Below are 16,053 nucleotides of genomic sequence, written 5' to 3'. Positions count from 1 at the left end.
ATTCCTCCTTAATCAATCGTCGCTACACGCAGTACTTCTTCTGTTGTCGTGACACCTGCCAACACTTTCAGCAAACCATCCTGCAGTAATGTGTTATGTCCGGCGTTTTGCATATAATCGCCAATTTCATAGCCGCTTGCCCTGTTTAAAATCAAATCCTTCAATCCACGATCAACAGGCAACAGCTCATGAATAGCAAGTCGCCCACGGTAGCCTGTGTTTCCACATGCCGCACAGCCGCGACCTTTTCGAATCTTATTCACTTCTAATCCGTTATTTGCAAAAATTTGTTTTTCCCTGATCGTAGGCTCTATCTCCATCGTACAGTCCCGACAAATTTGACGTACAAGACGTTGTGCCATAATACCGACAAGCGATGAAGAAATGAGAAACGGTTCAATTCCCATATCCTGCAGCCTTGAAATCGATTCAATCGCACTGTTTGTATGTAATGTGCTTAATACAAGATGCCCTGTTAACGATGCACGTATCGAAATTTGTGCGGTTTCCAGATCGCGGATTTCCCCGATCATTATAATGTCAGGATCTTGACGTAAAATTGAACGTAACCCCGCTGCGAATGTTAATCCCACTTCTTCTTTTACTTGAATCTGGTTTACACCATTTAATTGATATTCGACTGGATCTTCAACTGTAATAATGTTGACACCCTCATTATTTAAATTGGAAAGTGCTGCATATAGCGTGGAAGATTTCCCTGAACCTGTCGGACCTGTAATTAGCACAATGCCATTCGGTTTCTCGATCATCTTCCTGAAAATTGCTTCGTTATTTTCTGTAAACCCTAGATGCGATATGTCTGTTGCAGCATTACTTATATCCAATATACGCATAACAATTTTCTCGCCGTAGACAGTCGGTAATGTAGAAAGACGAATGTCGACACTTTTGAATTCGATATTAACTTTAAACCGGCCATCCTGCGGAATACGATTTTCTGTAATATTCAGTCCGCCCATAATTTTTACACGGGCTGTCATCATATTTTGCATATGCTTTGGCAGAGAACGTTCTGTACGAAGCACCCCGTCGACACGATATCGAATTCTGTATTCAGTTTCATGCGGATCAAAGTGAATATCGGATGCACGCTGGGCGACCCCATTGTTGATGATCTGGTTTACGAGCCGGACAATAGCCGAATCCTCATCGGTAATTTCCTGCTGCACTTCCGGTGTATTCACTTCTATTTCAGTTAAAGCTGCATCCATCGAAGCCTGCAGGTCATAGTATTTCGTAATTGTCCGGTACAGATCGTCCTTCGTCGCAATACTTGTTTCGATTTGACAGCCTGTCGCCATGCGGACTTCTTCGATCGCAAAATAATCCATCGGGTCTGCCATCGCAATAAGCAGCTTATTTTTATCCCGACGCACCGGCATAATATTCGTACGCTTCGCCAGTTCTCTCGGTACAAGCTGCAACAGCTCCGGCGCAATGACATGTTTACTTAATGTAATATGCGGAATACCCAACTGAAACTCCAGCACTTCAATTAGCTGCTGTTCCGTCAGTATGTTTTCTTTAATGAAAAAATCCCCGAGTTTTTCGTCGCGGCTTTTATTTGCCAGTGCATAAGTAAGCTGTGCTTCGGTAATAACGCCCGACTCTAAAAGCAAGTCTCCTAAGCGTTTTCTCGATTTCGCCTTCATATCTACGTCCTCCTTTATTTTGGAGTAATTAAATTTCCACCTTTATCGTAATAGCTGCCAGGAGGGAGATTTTCCTCTTTAGTATCGCCGTTTGCAGAATTGTTCGATGCAGCCCCTTGATTATTGTTTGATGCATTCGAATTGTTATTTTGGGAACCACTAACTGGTGTAGTTGACCCATTTCCGTTCGTCGTATCATCATCCGGGAAACCGTCTCCATCTAAATCCACTTGATCGGCAGGATTATTGTTCACATTTTCTGATGACGTCTGCACTTCCGGCTGTTTGGAAGACTTCAAAATAATTCGGTCAACAGGCGGGTAATAATCACGGCTTACAAGCTTCTGCTCATCAAAAGCTGTACGATAGACCGAGACGCGTAAACCTTTTGCACCTTCCTGTACTTGTTCCGTCTGTCCAATTGCCAGATCCGAGGAGTAACGTGTGATTGTACGGGGCTGAATCTCCTCATCCTTCGAAACTGTCATATCTACTTCCGTTTCTTTTGCCGGTGTATATACTTCGGTCTTCAAGTTTCCTTCTTCCATAATCAGCTTTAAAACGACTGGATTGGATGAAGTATTTACGAATTTGAGATCCTCATTTGCCAGTGCATCCACTTTTGCTTCCAAGCCAGGTTTTAAATAGGAAGGGATTTCATTTTGCGAATGACGTTCCATTACTTCCGCATTCATATTTAGTGCTGCATTATATAGATTTGATGCAACAAAATTAATGGCTCCACGGTTGGCCAAGTTCAACGTATCGCCCAATTTTTGAATCATCGAAAAAGCCATCTGCGGTTCTATTACTGTGTCATGTAAAGCAAGAACCAGTTCATTAATGCCTATTGCCCCTTCCGGCATTGGTTCAACCGACAATGAAATCCGGTCTGTTTCCAGTACCGACACATCTATGACGGCCGCTTCAACAGGATCTGTTTTTAAATACGCGGCATTCAGTTCTACATTGTTATACGTCAAATTCGTATCCCATGACGAAACATTACTAATCTCGTTTTTCACAATCTCACTAGGAAAAACAATTAGTGGGAGATGTACTGTCGGCGTATCTTCCCAGAAGGCGAACCATGACTTATGTACCTGATTCTCATAGTTAGCCACTGTACTCTCAATATCAAACTGGAATGTGGATGAGCTCACTTCAACGGAGGTCCCCTCGCCAGTGACAGTCAGGTTTTGTGTATACCAGTCGTTAACGGCATTCGTCAGCAATGTTTTTAACTCCTCACCCTTCAAATCACCGGTTTCTACCCCGCCGATTGTAGAACCGACTGCGTTATTATCAGCGGATGCAACCGAACCTACTATAAAGTTAGGAATCCAGATTGATAAAAGGACTACGAGCAAAATTATTGGCATTATTGTCCTAAAGATAACTTTCATATACTCACCTACCAAATCACTTTAATTCATCATTTATAATAAGGACTTTATAACTAAAAATTAATTCTATAATATGATATATAAAGAAAAAACTTGATTTATATTATTTTATATATTTAATTGATGGAAAATATTATAATAAATTCAATATATTATCTCACAAACTTCAATTTATGTACTAATTTTTATCCCATTTACCAAATGTCTACTTATGTTACTATTATAATACACGATAGATTACTTTACGACTATGTATTTTCAATGATTTCTTTTATTTTATTCTCAAACATTCCATTTTACCTATTTTATTTTGTTTTGTTTTCAGTACTTTGATATTGTTGTTTTTACAAAAAAGTAATACATTTAAGGGAGTTAACTTTAATAGTTAAAAAGACCTTAATTTTTTAAACAAAAAATTCCCTAATTAATAAATAGAATTTCTCTATCTATTTCTTAGGGAACTTATCAAATTTAAAATTTATCTATAAAGTAGATCGGAAAAATATTTGGATGATTATCCCAGTTATTTTTTAATCAAATATATTAGCAATTAGCTGCTTTAAAGGGCCTAATGATGGCGATGTTTTACTACTTCCTAAACATTTATCGCTTTACTTTTGAGAAATTTTTCATAGAAATAGCGTTCACTCCATTTTCATGTAAGCAAGTCCTTCTGAAATACTACCTCCAACGCAAATCAATGAGTCTGAAGATACAGTACTATTCGTAACACCAGTAGAAAAAATTTCTTTTAACAAGAATAATTTAATAAATATAGTTGAAAATAGTCTTGTATTTAATATCCCCCCCTTGAGTATTTGATTGTTGATTTGACTTTGAACATGCATTATTAAATTTCAAGGTGTCTGTAATTACCTTGGAGTTAGTGCTTGATTTTGCGTAAATATTACTAGTTCCATTACTGTTATTGTTTATATGTCCGATTGTTAATGGTCCATTTACACAAATTGTGGCGTTTTTACCGAAGTCCACGCCACCGATCGTTGCACTTGAATTTATAAAAATGGTAGATTCTTCAATCCCATTTATATTCCCAAAAGATGCAGATCCCCCAATATAAATTTGTGAATTATTTAATTTAGAATTTCCTATACTAGCAGCCCCCAAAACTTGAAGCTTAGAATGATTAAATCCATTTCCATTAAAATTAAGCCCACTTAATGAACCACCGACATGTATATTTGAGAAGTTCAAACTATTCATGTTACCACCTGTCATACTCCCCACAATATAAAGTGTAGAATTAATAATATCTTTATTCATATTACCTGTAGTTAATGATCCAGTTACTTTATATAATGATTTTTCAAAAGAAAGTCCATCATTTTGATGATAAGTAATACTACCCGTAGTTTGACAAGAAATCTCATAAAATTCAAATTTATTATTAAAATTTGGACAATTTTGTAAATGTCCAGGGTCTACAATAAGATTGTTTTGTAAAATCGGGGTAAAAGTATTGTCTTCAGAGGAAGGTGGTGATGGTAAAAAGACTTTAGAGAAGTCAAATTCCATTTTCCCTTCTATTGATGCTTGTTTTCCATTTTCAGTTCCTATACTAATAAAAGAAATGACAAATCCATTAGTTTTATTTATGTAAAAGTTAGAATTGATAGCGGGAGTTATCGTAAACTGACTTGAGGGTTTCGAATTAATCTGGATTGTATGGGATATGGAATTAATTGTGTTGTCAAGTTCATTTTTCATTAACGTAATAGCTAAATTAATATAGTGCCCATCAGTCTTTAGTGTATTATTTGTTATATCTATATTTCTTTGACTTTTAATATTATTAATAACCCCTGATTTATGTGTTACAAAAGAATTTGAAATAGCTTGTTGAAAGTAAGTTATCCCCATTTCTGCTAATGTAACCGACTGAATGTTTCTTTCAACTACTTCATTTTGTTTTGTAGTATTCGCAGAGATTCCCATAAACGATAAAGTGAAAACTGTAAATAGTGTGATTATAAGTAAAACAATTACTAATGTATATCCGCTTTCATTTCTAAGTATGTTTTTTTTCACTATGGAGCCTCCTTTAATCTATATAAATATGAATTAACTAATATATTATTATCTGGTTTATTAATGTCTTCGATATATAGATTGAAATCAATAGCATTTATTGTTTTGGGATCTATAATGTTAGGAATGTTACTAAGTTTAATACATAATTTACTGTTATTAAATGACTCATTTTTTGTAGTACCGTTTACAGAATATTTAATAGTAAAACTACATGTTTGTATATTTACTTCATAATTATCAGAACTTTGATGAATTTTTGATAATCTTGAAAGTATTATATTTGCCTCTTGTTGCATTTGACTTTTAGATAAAGATTTTTCAGTATAATTTTTACCTTGAAAAAATATATTCCATGCTAAAAATGAAATAATTGAGATTAAAATTATAGCTGCTAAAACTTCCACTAATGTTATTCCCCGTTGATTTTTAACCATTCTATCTTCACTCCTAATAAAAGATATACCCATAAATTTCACTAATAGGAGTATTTTTAATATTTAATAGTTTAGTATGTATTTGATATGCTTTTTTTGGACTGGTATTTATGTCTGGATTAACATAAATAATGATTTCTAATTTAAAGTCGGACCTTCTAGTTTTAGTAGTAGTTTCTATTTTAATACTATTAGTACTTTGTGTAACTACATCTGAACTATCAATAAATGAAGTTGGATTTTTAGGGTCTTGTAAAAAAGCATTAAAATCACTACTTGTTTCGATTAAAGTTTTCCAATAATTTAGCTCACTCTTTACTAAATTAACTGCGGATTGTTTATCTTCATTTTGATTATTTTTTAACCCCATTAGTGGAAATAATTTGATAAAGGATATTAGTATAAATGTTATTATTATAATAGAAGCTATTACTTCCATGAGTGAAATTCCAGATTCGTTATGTATTAAATTACCTATAGTTTTTTTCATTAAATCACCTTTTCAAAGTTAATTGTGAAATTCTAGAGATTTTTAGTGATATAGTCGTTAAAGTTAGAAGTGATTTGAGTCTTTAGGAATTATAAATGGTATGAAAAAAGCATTATTACTAATTATTATATATCACCAAAACCCTCCACGCCAATTAGAAACGGAAAAACTGTATGAAAATGTAAATAAGCAAGCTGACGTCGTTCGAGAATATGACCTGACACCCTCAACATTAGATCAATGGATAAAAAATCATCAGAACACAGGCTCGTTAAAATCCGTAGATAATCGTTTTGAAGAAGAAATCTAGTTAATGCGTCTCCGTAAAGAATTACAGCAACTGCGTTTGGAGAACGATATTTTATAGCAAGCAGCATTGATCACGGGACGAAATAGGGGTCATTCGTAAAACTATTGTCGTTCTACGAACATTCAGTGCCTTTTTTCCATTCAAAAATACTCTATTCGAATGGTCATACGTAAACTTAGATAGTTCTGATTCCTCTTCAAAATCACGTTTTATAAACTTTTCTACGCAAAAAAATCACCCACCTCGACAAAATTAATAGTCAAAGTAGGTGATTACGTTCTAATTCTAACGAGAATGTGGGGTACTCATTAAAACCCTCTATTTAATTTGCTTCCCCGACATGCATCGGATCAACACGCTTCGTCCCAACCATATTAAACAACACGTTCAAGAATATAGCCGTTACAGACCCAGCCACAATCCCGTTCGATGTTAAAATCGACATCCATGACGGAAGGTTTTCGAAAATTCCTGGTACTGTGGCAACGCCGATTCCTAAACCAACGCCTAGTGCTGCGACCATTGCGTTTTCCATTGATTTTTGGATTTCCGGTGCAAGCATTTTTACACCCTGCGTAATAACCATACCAAACATTGCAAGCATTGCTGCACCAAGTACTGGTGTTGGGATGATTGTTGTTAATGCTGCAAGTTTTGGCAGGAATCCAAGTGCTACTAGCATACCGCCTGTAATGAAGATGACTTTGCGGTCGCGTACGCCTGACATTTGGATCAGTCCTACGTTTTGTGAGAATGTTGTGTACGGGAAGGCGTTGAAAATACCACCGATGATCGATGCTAGTCCTTCTGCACGGTACCCCTTAGATAAATCTTTTGAAGTTAAATCTTTTTTTGTAATATCACTTAATGCATAGTACACACCTGTTGATTCAACTAGTGATACCATAGCCACCAATGTCATCGTTAAAATAGCGGAAGCATTGAATGTCGGTGTTGCTAAGTAGAATGGTTGCATAATGTGCAGCCAAGAAGCTTCGGCAACTGGCGTAAAATCAACCTTGCCCATGAAAATGCCGATTACTGTTCCTGACACCATACCTAGTAAAATAGCAATTGCACGAACGAAGCCAACTGTGAAGCGGTAAATTACTAAAATAATTAATAATGTAATAAACGCTAACGCCACATTTGTACCTGATGCAAAGTCTGCTGCCCCTTGTCCGCCTGCCATATTGTTAATAGCTACTGGAATTAAGCTGATTCCGATAATCGTTACAACCGAACCTGTTACAACAGGCGGGAAGAATTTAATTAATTTCCCGAAAAGACCACCGATTAATACGATGATAATACCCGATGCGATAATCGCGCCGTAAACATCACCTAAGCCGCCGCCAGAACCGATTGCGATAATCGGACTTACCGCTGTAAATGTACAGCCTAATACAACCGGTAACCCAATGCCGATTACTTTACCCTTCCATACTTGGAATAGTGTTGCTACCCCACACATGAAAATATCGATTGCTACTAAATACGTCATTTGCGCTGAACTGAATCCTAATGCCCCACCAATAATTAACGGTACTAAAATGGCTCCTGCATACATTGCCAACAGATGCTGAATTCCAAGCATTGTTGCTTTCGTGTTATTCATAAAAAGTTTTCCTCCAATATATGTGTACTCTTGCTGAGTCAATTTACATCGTCTGAACTTATTACCTTTTAAAAATGTGAGCTGCTAAATTAATCGTAAAATTCTACTTTGCCGTTTGCCAATGATTTAATATTTGCCAATGATTCGATGCGCAGTCCTTGCTCGCGTAAAATCTTCCCGCCCTCTTGGAAGCCTTTTTCGATTACAATGCCGGCACCGACAATTGTTGCACCTGCCTGGTTCGCAATGTCGATTAAGCCTTTCAACGCTTCGCCATTCGCTAAAAAGTCATCAATGATTACGACATTATCATCCGCCGTAATAAACTTATTCGATACCGAAATTTCGTTCGTCTCGTTTTTCGTGAATGAATGTACTTTTGATGTATACAGGTTGTCCGTCAATGTAAGTGATTTGCGTTTACGCGCAAAGACAACAGGTGCACCTAGTGTTAACCCTAAAAAAGTTGAAGGTGCGATACCAGATGATTCGATCGTCAATACTTTCGTAATGATTTGGTCCGAGTAACGCTTCGCAAATTCGTCGCCGATTTCTTTCATTAATAACGGGTCAATCTGATGATTTAAAAACGAATCTACCTTTAACACTGTATCTGAAAGCACTTGGCCCTCTTTTTCTATTTTTTCCTTTAAAAGCTTCATGATAAAAGCTCCTTCCCATTTGAATGTAAACAAAAAACTCGAAAGGCAAGCTCCCTACGATGAGTGGAGCAAGACTTCCGAGTAAGTTCAAAAGTAATAACAAATGTTTTGTGCAAATATAAAATAATTGGACAAATACATTCATTAAGCATGCTTCACTCATAGTCGGTTTATTTACGGTAATCCGGTAGAAACTTGCAAGCCTTATCCTTGCTATTATATGAGTGGCGAATATTTAATTTAACAATATGAATGTTCCAATTATAATCATGGAAATGCTAGTTTGCAATAACATTTAAATAATAAAATTATTCTTATTTTTCGGAAATTTAGTTAAAAAGTAAATTTTATTAGGGATAATGTTCGGTTTTAAGCATTTTTCTGTAAAATTTTTGATAAATTTTCTTTGAATTGTTCGAACTTCGAACCATCCGTACCGAAGTAGCTCATGCTGCGCGTAACAAAAATCAACACCTTTTTGCCATCTTCATAAACCATTTCCGCAAACGGTCCGGTCTGTTCGAGTAATTGCACTTTTGTTACATCTTCATTATAAATCACTAAACGGTCAGCATACCGCGCTTTAAATTGCTCGTATGCGGCAGTCCCTTGCAAAATAATAATTTCCGGCAGAAACTCATCCATTACTTCTTTAAAAATGAGATTTCCCCGCTCAAAATTAGCGGTATCCTCTTTTTTCGCTACTTTCGCTTCATCGGCTGATTCCAGCTGATATGTATTCAGCGACGTATAAATGAGCGATTCGTGATGATTATTTTCCAGCCAATTTTCAAACTGCAATGAGCCTTTAAATTCACGGGGTGCCCCTTTAATTTCACTTAAATATAGATCCTGGAAAAGATCTCTGTTCACTAATGACTCTGCAAAAGTCTGCTCACTCCGGTCTTCCACTTTAAATAGCGGCACCGCATGCGAGCTTACTAGGAAAATACGGGATTTGTACGGGTTCCCTTTTGTGAGAAACGGTCGATACATCACCTTTTTATTATCTTCCCCTGTTAACCAAGGATAGACTTTTTTATAGAAACCTTTTGAAATAGGCATGTTTTCACTTCCTTATTCTTCAGCGTTACTCGTTTTTTATTTCTTTTATAATACCACTGTTGCAGCAATCGTACTCGGGAAATTTAATCCTCAGTTATATACTGGTTATCCTCAATCAGTCTAGCATAATACTCAATAACTCTCACTTATTCCTCACTCCCTCTGTATATTCCTCACTCCAGGACAAATAATCCTCATACAACAAAAAACGCAATGAAAGCCTATAAGCTCACATTGCGTTTCAGAAATTAATTAATTATTTATTTGATAAATCGCAGTCCTGTAAAGGAACGACTTTCGTTTTGTGTTTAAATTTGTAGCCAAACCATAAAGCGGCAAACAATGGTAAGCCGATATATGAAACGACGACACCGTACCAGTCAATTGTTCCGCCCGTAAATGCCATATAGTTTTGACCTAGCACGACAATCATACATAAGGCAAACGCGAATAGCGGTCCGAATGGGAAGAATTTAGATACATACGGTAAATCGCTCAATGAATGTCCTTGTGCGACATATGCACGGCGGAAGCGGTAATGACTAATGGCAATGCCGAGCCATGCGATGAAGCCGGACATACCGGAAGCATTCAACAGCCAAATGTAGACAACACCGTCACCGAAAAACGATGCCAGGAATGCTAACGAACCGACTGCTAATGTAGCTAAAAGTGCATACATTGGAATCCCACGCGATGTTACTTTCATGAAAAGTTTCGGCGCTTTTCCATCTACCGCTAACTGATAAAGCATACGACTAGCTGCATATAATCCTGAGTTCCCTGCAGATAACATAGCCGTTAAGATAATGGCATTCATAACAGATGCCGCAAACGCCACACCTAGGTTTTCAAATACTAAGGTAAATGGACTTGTCGCAATATCTTCAGATAAAAGACGTGAATCCGTATACGGGATCAGTAATCCAATTGCACCAATCGCGAAAATGTAAAACAGCAAAATACGCCAGAATACAGAACGAACTGCTTTTGGAATGTTTTTGCCTGGATCATCTGTTTCCCCTGCCGTTACCCCAAGCATTTCTGTACCTTGGAATGAGAAACCGGCTGCAAGGAAAATACCGAACAATGCCAGGAAACCGCCATTAAACGGTGCATCATCTTTGAAGAAGTTCGTGAAACCGACCGGATCATTCCCGCCTAAAATTCCGAAAATCATTAAGAAGCTGACAATGATGAAGACAATTACCGTTGCGACTTTAATCATCGCAAACCAGTATTCCGCTTCACCGAAAGCTTTTACAGACGCTAAGTTAAATGATAAAACAACTACGATAAATAAAATGGTCCATAACATTGAAGAACTGTCCGGGAACCAGTATTTCATAATTAACGAAACGGCCGCAATTTCTGCTGCAATTGTAATCGCCCAGTTGTACCAATAGTTCCAGCCAAGCGCAAAGCCTAAAGCAGGATCAACAAATTTTGTTGCATACGTACTAAACGAACCGGATGTTGGCATATAGGCAGCCATTTCCCCTAATGATGTCATTAGGAAATACACCATCACGCCGATCAGTGCATATGCGAGCAATGCCCCACCAGGACCTGCCTGTGCAATGGCACCACCTGATGCTAAGAATAAACCTGTACCGATCGTTCCGCCAAGCGAAATCATCGTTACATGGCGACTTTTTAAACTTTTTTTCAACCCGTTATTATTACCGAGCTGATCTATTTTAATCTCACTCATGAATATAAAACTCCCTTTTTGTTTTGTTGGTGAAGTGTAAAAGAAAAACCACCACAAGTTTTTGTGATGGTTATAGTTACACCTCATCAAACTTGAAAGATAGCTCAACACATGCTCACACATGTGACAGTTCTGTTCCTTATCGGAAACAGCCCCAGCATTATTTTCAAGAAGAAAAATAACACTTCGGCAACCATTCCTTTCATAAAGCTTCACCGATTCTTCCTAATCTCAGCTATACTAGTCTTAATGATTGCGACCTCTACCTCATAATTTACATGAGGTAATGTTTTATTTAATTTAATTGAATCAATGATTAAAAGTCTAACATAATATTTTTTTGATAGCAATGGCTTCACCTTTATTCTGTTTTTTATGAGTATTCACACTACTCTAATATATATCAACATACAAAAGGAGAATCGAAAATGGACACACAACAAGTTAATCAAAATAGCAAAAAACTACTATCCAACCGACCGCTCATCTATTTTATGGTAGCCGTATTTTTATTTGCGACCACATTACGTACACCGATTACATTGATCGGCCCGATTATTTCATTTATACGTGAAGGGCTTGGGATATCGAACTTTCTTGCAGGCTTTTTAACGACTATTCCTTTAATTGCCTTTGCGGTTGTATCACCATTTGCACCACGCATTGCCCGTAAGTTTGGGATTGAATGGACATTATTTTATTCCGTCATTTTACTTTGTGCAGGGATTTTACTGCGTTCGCTAGGGGCAACGTCTTTACTCGTTATAGGAACAATATTAATTGGGGTCGCAATTGCATTCGGGAATGTTCTTATCCCTAGCTATTTCAAATGGAAATTCCCATTACATATCGGATTATTAACAGGGATCTATTCCGTTTCAATGAACATTTCTTCCGGAATTGCTGCAGGCTTCAGTTACCCTATAGCGGCAAACGCAGGATGGCAAATCGCAGCAGGTATTACAATTATTTTAGGGATTCTTACATTACTAATCTGGCTGCCGATTTTGCGCCAGGAAAAAATTGCATTAAATATGCCGACATCGCAGACTAAGAAAACGCAAATGTGGAGGTCGCCGCTTGCCTGGGCAGTCGCTGGAGCAATGGGATTCCAGTCGTTCATATTTTACTGCTCGTCTGCATGGTTGCCGGAAATCTTCATTAGCCAGGGCCTTGATGCTACAGCGGCCGGGTGGATGGTATCCGTTATGCAGTTTGCACAAATTCCGATGACATTTATTATTCCGATTCTTGCAGGGAAAATCGCTTCTCAACGTCCGATCGTCATTTTCTTTACGATTTGTTACTTAGTCGGTTTTACTGGTGTCTTAATGGAATGGACAAGTCTTGCTGTCGTATGGATGATTTTATTAGGCTTTGCAGGAGGGGCTTCGTTTGGTTTAGTGCTGATGTTATTTTCATTGCGCACAAAGACAGCCTATGATGCAGCTGAACTTTCCGGCTTCGCACAATCAATCGGTTATTTTGTTGCCGCAATCGGGCCAGTTTTGTTCGGCTTTGCACATGATTTGACGGACAGCTGGACAATCCCGATTGTGCTGTTCATTCTCATTTCTGTTCTATTGTTTTTGGCTTCCTTTATGAGCTCAGACAATCGTACAATATAACCAAACATATGTACCCTTTTATGATATAATAACCGTAGTAAATAAAAGGAGTACAGAACTATTGCGTAAAAAGAGAAGACGGAATAAAAAAAGCCTGCCAGTAATCCCGCTATTTTTCATCGCATCGGCTGGTACAGCTGGTTTTTATGTAACGAAAACAGCTGAAGGCATCGGTATGGGAATTGTCGCTTATTTCGTTCTATATATCGCGTTTAAAATTTGGCTGAAATCGCTGAAGACGAGGAAATTGCGGAAGTCCGGAATTCGCGAAGTCGATAAAATGACCGGTGAAGATTTTGAAAGATTTTTAGGCGAATTATTTAAGCGCCGCGGATTTAAAGTGAGCTATACCGCTACGAGCGGTGACTACGGTGCCGACCTTATTTTAAAGGACGGAAAAGATATTATTGCAGTCCAGGCAAAACGCTATTCCGGTACTGTCGGTGTAAAAGCGGTACAGGAAATTATCGGTGCAGTAAAAATGTATGAAGCAACAGAGGCATGGGTTGTCACAAACAGTCATTTTACACGCCAGGCCGAAAAACTTGCCGACATCAATGACGTTTATTTAATCGATCGAGATGAATTGATTCAAATTATGTTAAATAAAAGGTAAGAAATAGGTGTGCAGAGGCTTTCGCTTCCTGCACACCTCTTTTTAGTAGGACTGTTGCTGATAAAGTGAAACTTCAATCAGTGGGGGGGTTCTTCATCCCCACTGATTATAAGGAACATAAGCTAAAACCTTCACCATCATGTTGGACTCACGCCCGCGGAATACGTCCCGAAATGGAAATCAATTAGATTATGTCCCACCCTTATTTTTAGTAGGACTGCTGCTGATAAAAATAGTTTGGTTTTTTAATCGTGTTGGCAATCGGTTCATGATACAGGTCGGTCGTTGCAGGGGATAATGGCGGGACAAGCCATACCCAGTTCCCTGTTACTTCCCGGCCGCTTGTATGTTCCTGCTTTTGAAACAGCTGAAACTGCTGGGCAGCAGTATGATGATCAACAATACTTACGCCCGCTTTTTTATACGAATGAAGCACCGCAACATTCAGTTCTACGAGTGCCCGGTCCTTCCAAAGCGACGCATTCATTGCAGTATCCAATCCCATTGCTTCCGCCACTTTCGGCAGAAAATTATAGCGGTACGTATCCGCCAAATTGCGCGCCCCGATTTCCGTCCCCATATACCACCCGTTAAACGGCGCTGCCTGAAAATCAACGCCCGCAATATTAAAACGCATACTCGAAATAATCGGTACTGCATACCATTTCATATTTAACTTTGAAAAATCATAATCCGGATGAGTAATCGCCACTTCCAGCACATGCTTTTCAGGAATTTCAAAAAACATTGGCTCCCGGTTATCTACTTGAATGACAAGCGGTAAAACATCATAGTTTGAACGTGCACCTTGCCAACCGAGATTTTCACATATTTTCGTAAACTCAATCGAATCCGAATCTCCAACAATCCCATCATCTGTCTCATAGCCTGCATAGCGAATGAGCTGGTGGTTCCACACCCGTACACGTTTCGGGTCAAACAGTGTAATGGCCGGTCTGATTTTTCCGTTGTTTGTCGCAAAATCGATATGGTATAGAAGCGCTTCATAAATTTCGACCTCATTTAATAAATGGCGCTGATCAAACACATTTAAGCTATTCCAAAACAGGCGTCCGATACATTTATTGCTGTTGCGCCATGCAACCCGTGCACCGTGCGTAAGCTCATCTGTCGTTAAGGTGAAATCAGGAAGATGCGCCTCTTTCTTCCGTTCTTTCAGCCACTCTTCTGACTGCTTTGTTTCTTTTTTATATAAAGTTAGGAATTCTATTCGTTCATGCAATACTGTAGTCGTTGTTGCCATTGTTTCATCCCCTTCTAATCCCATTTTCGCGCCTTCGATAGGGAATCTCAACAATACAACAACCGGTTAAAACATGTATTTTTCATATATGACTAAAATTGTTCATAATGTTTGTATCTTTTAATTTTCATCTTTTATAAGGCGAATTAAAATCTTACCTTGATGCTTTCTACTTTCGATTAGGCGATGCGCCTCCTGAACTTCCTCTAAATCATAGACTCGCGCAATTGGAACGCTTAATTGTCCACCTTCGAACAATGGAATAATCCGCTCAACAACAGGAGCAAGGCGAGCAGGAGCCTCCTTACGAGTTGTACCTAAGCTGAAACCTTTTATGTTTCGGCAGCTATTGTGCACATCGCTTGTTGATATTACACCAGCTTTTCCACTACTGTTTCCAAACTGCACTAATGTGCCAAAATTAGCTAAGCATTCAAGACTTGCCTTTGTAACATCACCAGCGACCGAATCAAAAATCACTTGTGCCCCTTTACCATTAGTATGTTGCTTAACGCCATCTACAAAGCTGTCGTAAGTAAACACATCATCAGCACCTATACCCAGAACATAATCTTTCTTCCTTAAATCACCGACAGTTCCAATGATGTTTGACACACCATAATGTTTTGCCAACTTCACAAGCATTGTCCCCACACCACCAGCAGCGCTATGTACGACAATTGTATCTTCCTTTTGTACATCTCCAATTTGTTTAAGTAATATCTCAGATAATATTGTCACGGTTGGAAGTGCTGCGGCTTGTAATGGATCGATTGTTTCGGGAATTTTAAAGGTTAATGATTCCTTCGCGGCTACTACTTGCTGATAAGAACCCCCATTAGGGAATGCGAAAACATAATCTCCCTTCTGAAATGCAGAACTTTTACTTTCGATGACGTGCCCTACAATATCTAAGCCTAATGTAATCGGAAATGTACTCTGACCTTTACTCCCCATGCGCGTTTTAATATCTGCATAATTTACGCTCGTATATAGCCCCTGTATTAATACTTCTCCCAGTTGAATGGCAGGTATTTCTACATCCTCCAAAATTAAAACATCTGCCGTTCCTGCTTTGTATTGACGCACACTTTTCATTTCACGCACTCCCCTTTATTTAT

The 16,053-nt window shown here is 38.2% G+C and carries 14 protein-coding genes and 2 riboswitches; of the genes, 3 read left to right on the top strand and 11 right to left on the bottom strand.

The genetic code is table 11. The features are described from left to right. Positions 1–8: 8 nt before the first annotated feature. The 5 genes from MHB58_RS01555 to MHB58_RS01535 all read right to left on the bottom strand — a co-directional run bounded on the left by MHB58_RS01555 (position 9) and on the right by MHB58_RS01535 (position 6,055). Positions 9–1,673 (bottom strand): GspE/PulE family protein, encoded by a 1,665-nt coding sequence (locus MHB58_RS01555; protein ID WP_340734544.1) that lies wholly within the window; start codon positions 1,671–1,673, stop codon positions 9–11. A gap of 14 nt (positions 1,674–1,687) precedes the next feature. Further along, positions 1,688–3,079, bottom strand: a complete 1,392-nt coding sequence (locus MHB58_RS01550; RefSeq protein WP_340734543.1) for a VanW family protein — start codon at positions 3,077–3,079, stop codon at positions 1,688–1,690. Between the two features lie 765 nt (positions 3,080–3,844). After that, positions 3,845–5,128 (bottom strand): hypothetical protein, encoded by a 1,284-nt coding sequence (locus MHB58_RS01545; protein WP_340734542.1) that lies wholly within the window; start codon positions 5,126–5,128, stop codon positions 3,845–3,847. Then, on the bottom strand, positions 5,128–5,565 hold the full coding sequence (locus MHB58_RS01540; protein WP_340734541.1) for a prepilin-type N-terminal cleavage/methylation domain-containing protein: 438 nt from the start codon (positions 5,563–5,565) through the stop codon (positions 5,128–5,130). Before MHB58_RS01540 ends, MHB58_RS01545 begins: the two co-directional genes overlap by 1 nt. Positions 5,566–5,578: 13 nt before the next feature. Continuing rightward, positions 5,579–6,055, bottom strand: coding sequence for a hypothetical protein (locus MHB58_RS01535; RefSeq protein WP_340734540.1), 477 nt, complete (start codon positions 6,053–6,055; stop codon positions 5,579–5,581). Positions 6,056–6,155: 100 nt separating this feature from the next. Between MHB58_RS01535 and MHB58_RS01530 the strand changes: the two genes are divergently transcribed. Next, positions 6,156–6,365, top strand: a complete 210-nt coding sequence (locus MHB58_RS01530; RefSeq protein WP_340734539.1) for a hypothetical protein — start codon at positions 6,156–6,158, stop codon at positions 6,363–6,365. Positions 6,366–6,687: 322 nt separating this feature from the next. Here the strand turns inward: MHB58_RS01530 and MHB58_RS01525 are convergent, their stop codons facing one another. From MHB58_RS01525 to MHB58_RS01510, 4 genes are all read right to left on the bottom strand, one after another. Next, the gene (locus tag MHB58_RS01525; protein ID WP_340734538.1) at positions 6,688–7,983 is read right to left on the bottom strand and encodes a nucleobase:cation symporter-2 family protein; all 1,296 of its coding nucleotides are present in this window, start codon (positions 7,981–7,983) and stop codon (positions 6,688–6,690) included. Positions 7,984–8,072: 89 nt separating this feature from the next. Next, positions 8,073–8,645: a xanthine phosphoribosyltransferase gene (locus tag MHB58_RS01520; protein WP_008408004.1), complete on the bottom strand. Its 573-nt coding sequence runs from the start codon at positions 8,643–8,645 to the stop codon at positions 8,073–8,075. A gap of 142 nt (positions 8,646–8,787) precedes the next feature. After that, a riboswitch (purine riboswitch) is annotated at positions 8,788–8,889 on the bottom strand. 125 nt (positions 8,890–9,014) lie between these two features. Further along, positions 9,015–9,710 (bottom strand): RNA 2'-phosphotransferase, encoded by a 696-nt coding sequence (locus tag MHB58_RS01515; protein ID WP_340734537.1) that lies wholly within the window; start codon positions 9,708–9,710, stop codon positions 9,015–9,017. Positions 9,711–9,966: 256 nt separating this feature from the next. Continuing rightward, positions 9,967–11,424: an amino acid permease gene (locus MHB58_RS01510; protein ID WP_014824942.1), complete on the bottom strand. Its 1,458-nt coding sequence runs from the start codon at positions 11,422–11,424 to the stop codon at positions 9,967–9,969. A gap of 92 nt (positions 11,425–11,516) precedes the next feature. Next, a riboswitch (Lysine riboswitch) is annotated at positions 11,517–11,697 on the bottom strand. Positions 11,698–11,852: 155 nt separating this feature from the next. On the opposite strand from MHB58_RS01510, the gene MHB58_RS01505 reads away from it, so the two are divergent. Further along, on the top strand, positions 11,853–13,052 hold the full coding sequence (locus MHB58_RS01505) for a CynX/NimT family MFS transporter (protein ID WP_340734536.1): 1,200 nt from the start codon (positions 11,853–11,855) through the stop codon (positions 13,050–13,052). Positions 13,053–13,113: 61 nt separating this feature from the next. Next, positions 13,114–13,668 (top strand): restriction endonuclease, encoded by a 555-nt coding sequence (locus MHB58_RS01500; RefSeq protein ID WP_014824944.1) that lies wholly within the window; start codon positions 13,114–13,116, stop codon positions 13,666–13,668. A 208-nt stretch (positions 13,669–13,876) separates the two neighbouring features. Here the strand turns inward: MHB58_RS01500 and MHB58_RS01495 are convergent, their stop codons facing one another. Then, positions 13,877–14,932 (bottom strand): nitric oxide synthase oxygenase, encoded by a 1,056-nt coding sequence (locus tag MHB58_RS01495; protein ID WP_340734535.1) that lies wholly within the window; start codon positions 14,930–14,932, stop codon positions 13,877–13,879. Positions 14,933–15,052: 120 nt separating this feature from the next. Continuing rightward, a complete protein-coding gene (locus tag MHB58_RS01490; protein ID WP_014824946.1) occupies positions 15,053–16,030 on the bottom strand; it encodes a quinone oxidoreductase family protein in 978 nt (325 codons plus the stop codon). Positions 16,031–16,053: the final 23 nt, after the last annotated feature.

The sequence above is a fragment of the Solibacillus sp. FSL K6-1554 genome, from assembly GCF_038005185.1.
GTDB lineage: Bacteria > Bacillota > Bacilli > Bacillales_A > Planococcaceae > Solibacillus > Solibacillus silvestris.
The sequence above is the reverse complement of the archived record's forward strand: the minus strand, read 5'-3'. Positions and strand labels throughout refer to the sequence as shown.

Coding starts and splice junctions, on each gene's coding strand:
- MHB58_RS01555 (WP_340734544.1), bottom strand. CDS start 1,673: ATGAAGGCGAAATCGAGAAAACGCTTAGGAGACTTGCTTTTAGAGTCG.
- MHB58_RS01550 (WP_340734543.1), bottom strand. CDS start 3,079: ATGAAAGTTATCTTTAGGACAATAATGCCAATAATTTTGCTCGTAGTC.
- MHB58_RS01540 (WP_340734541.1), bottom strand. CDS start 5,565: ATGGTTAAAAATCAACGGGGAATAACATTAGTGGAAGTTTTAGCAGCT.
- MHB58_RS01535 (WP_340734540.1), bottom strand. CDS start 6,055: ATGAAAAAAACTATAGGTAATTTAATACATAACGAATCTGGAATTTCA.
- MHB58_RS01530 (WP_340734539.1), top strand. CDS start 6,156: ATGAAAAAAGCATTATTACTAATTATTATATATCACCAAAACCCTCCA.
- MHB58_RS01525 (WP_340734538.1), bottom strand. CDS start 7,983: ATGAATAACACGAAAGCAACAATGCTTGGAATTCAGCATCTGTTGGCA.
- MHB58_RS01520 (WP_008408004.1), bottom strand. CDS start 8,645: ATGAAGCTTTTAAAGGAAAAAATAGAAAAAGAGGGCCAAGTGCTTTCA.
- MHB58_RS01515 (WP_340734537.1), bottom strand. CDS start 9,710: ATGCCTATTTCAAAAGGTTTCTATAAAAAAGTCTATCCTTGGTTAACA.
- MHB58_RS01510 (WP_014824942.1), bottom strand. CDS start 11,424: ATGAGTGAGATTAAAATAGATCAGCTCGGTAATAATAACGGGTTGAAA.
- MHB58_RS01505 (WP_340734536.1), top strand. CDS start 11,853: ATGGACACACAACAAGTTAATCAAAATAGCAAAAAACTACTATCCAAC.
- MHB58_RS01495 (WP_340734535.1), bottom strand. CDS start 14,932: ATGGCAACAACGACTACAGTATTGCATGAACGAATAGAATTCCTAACT.
- MHB58_RS01490 (WP_014824946.1), bottom strand. CDS start 16,030: ATGAAAAGTGTGCGTCAATACAAAGCAGGAACGGCAGATGTTTTAATT.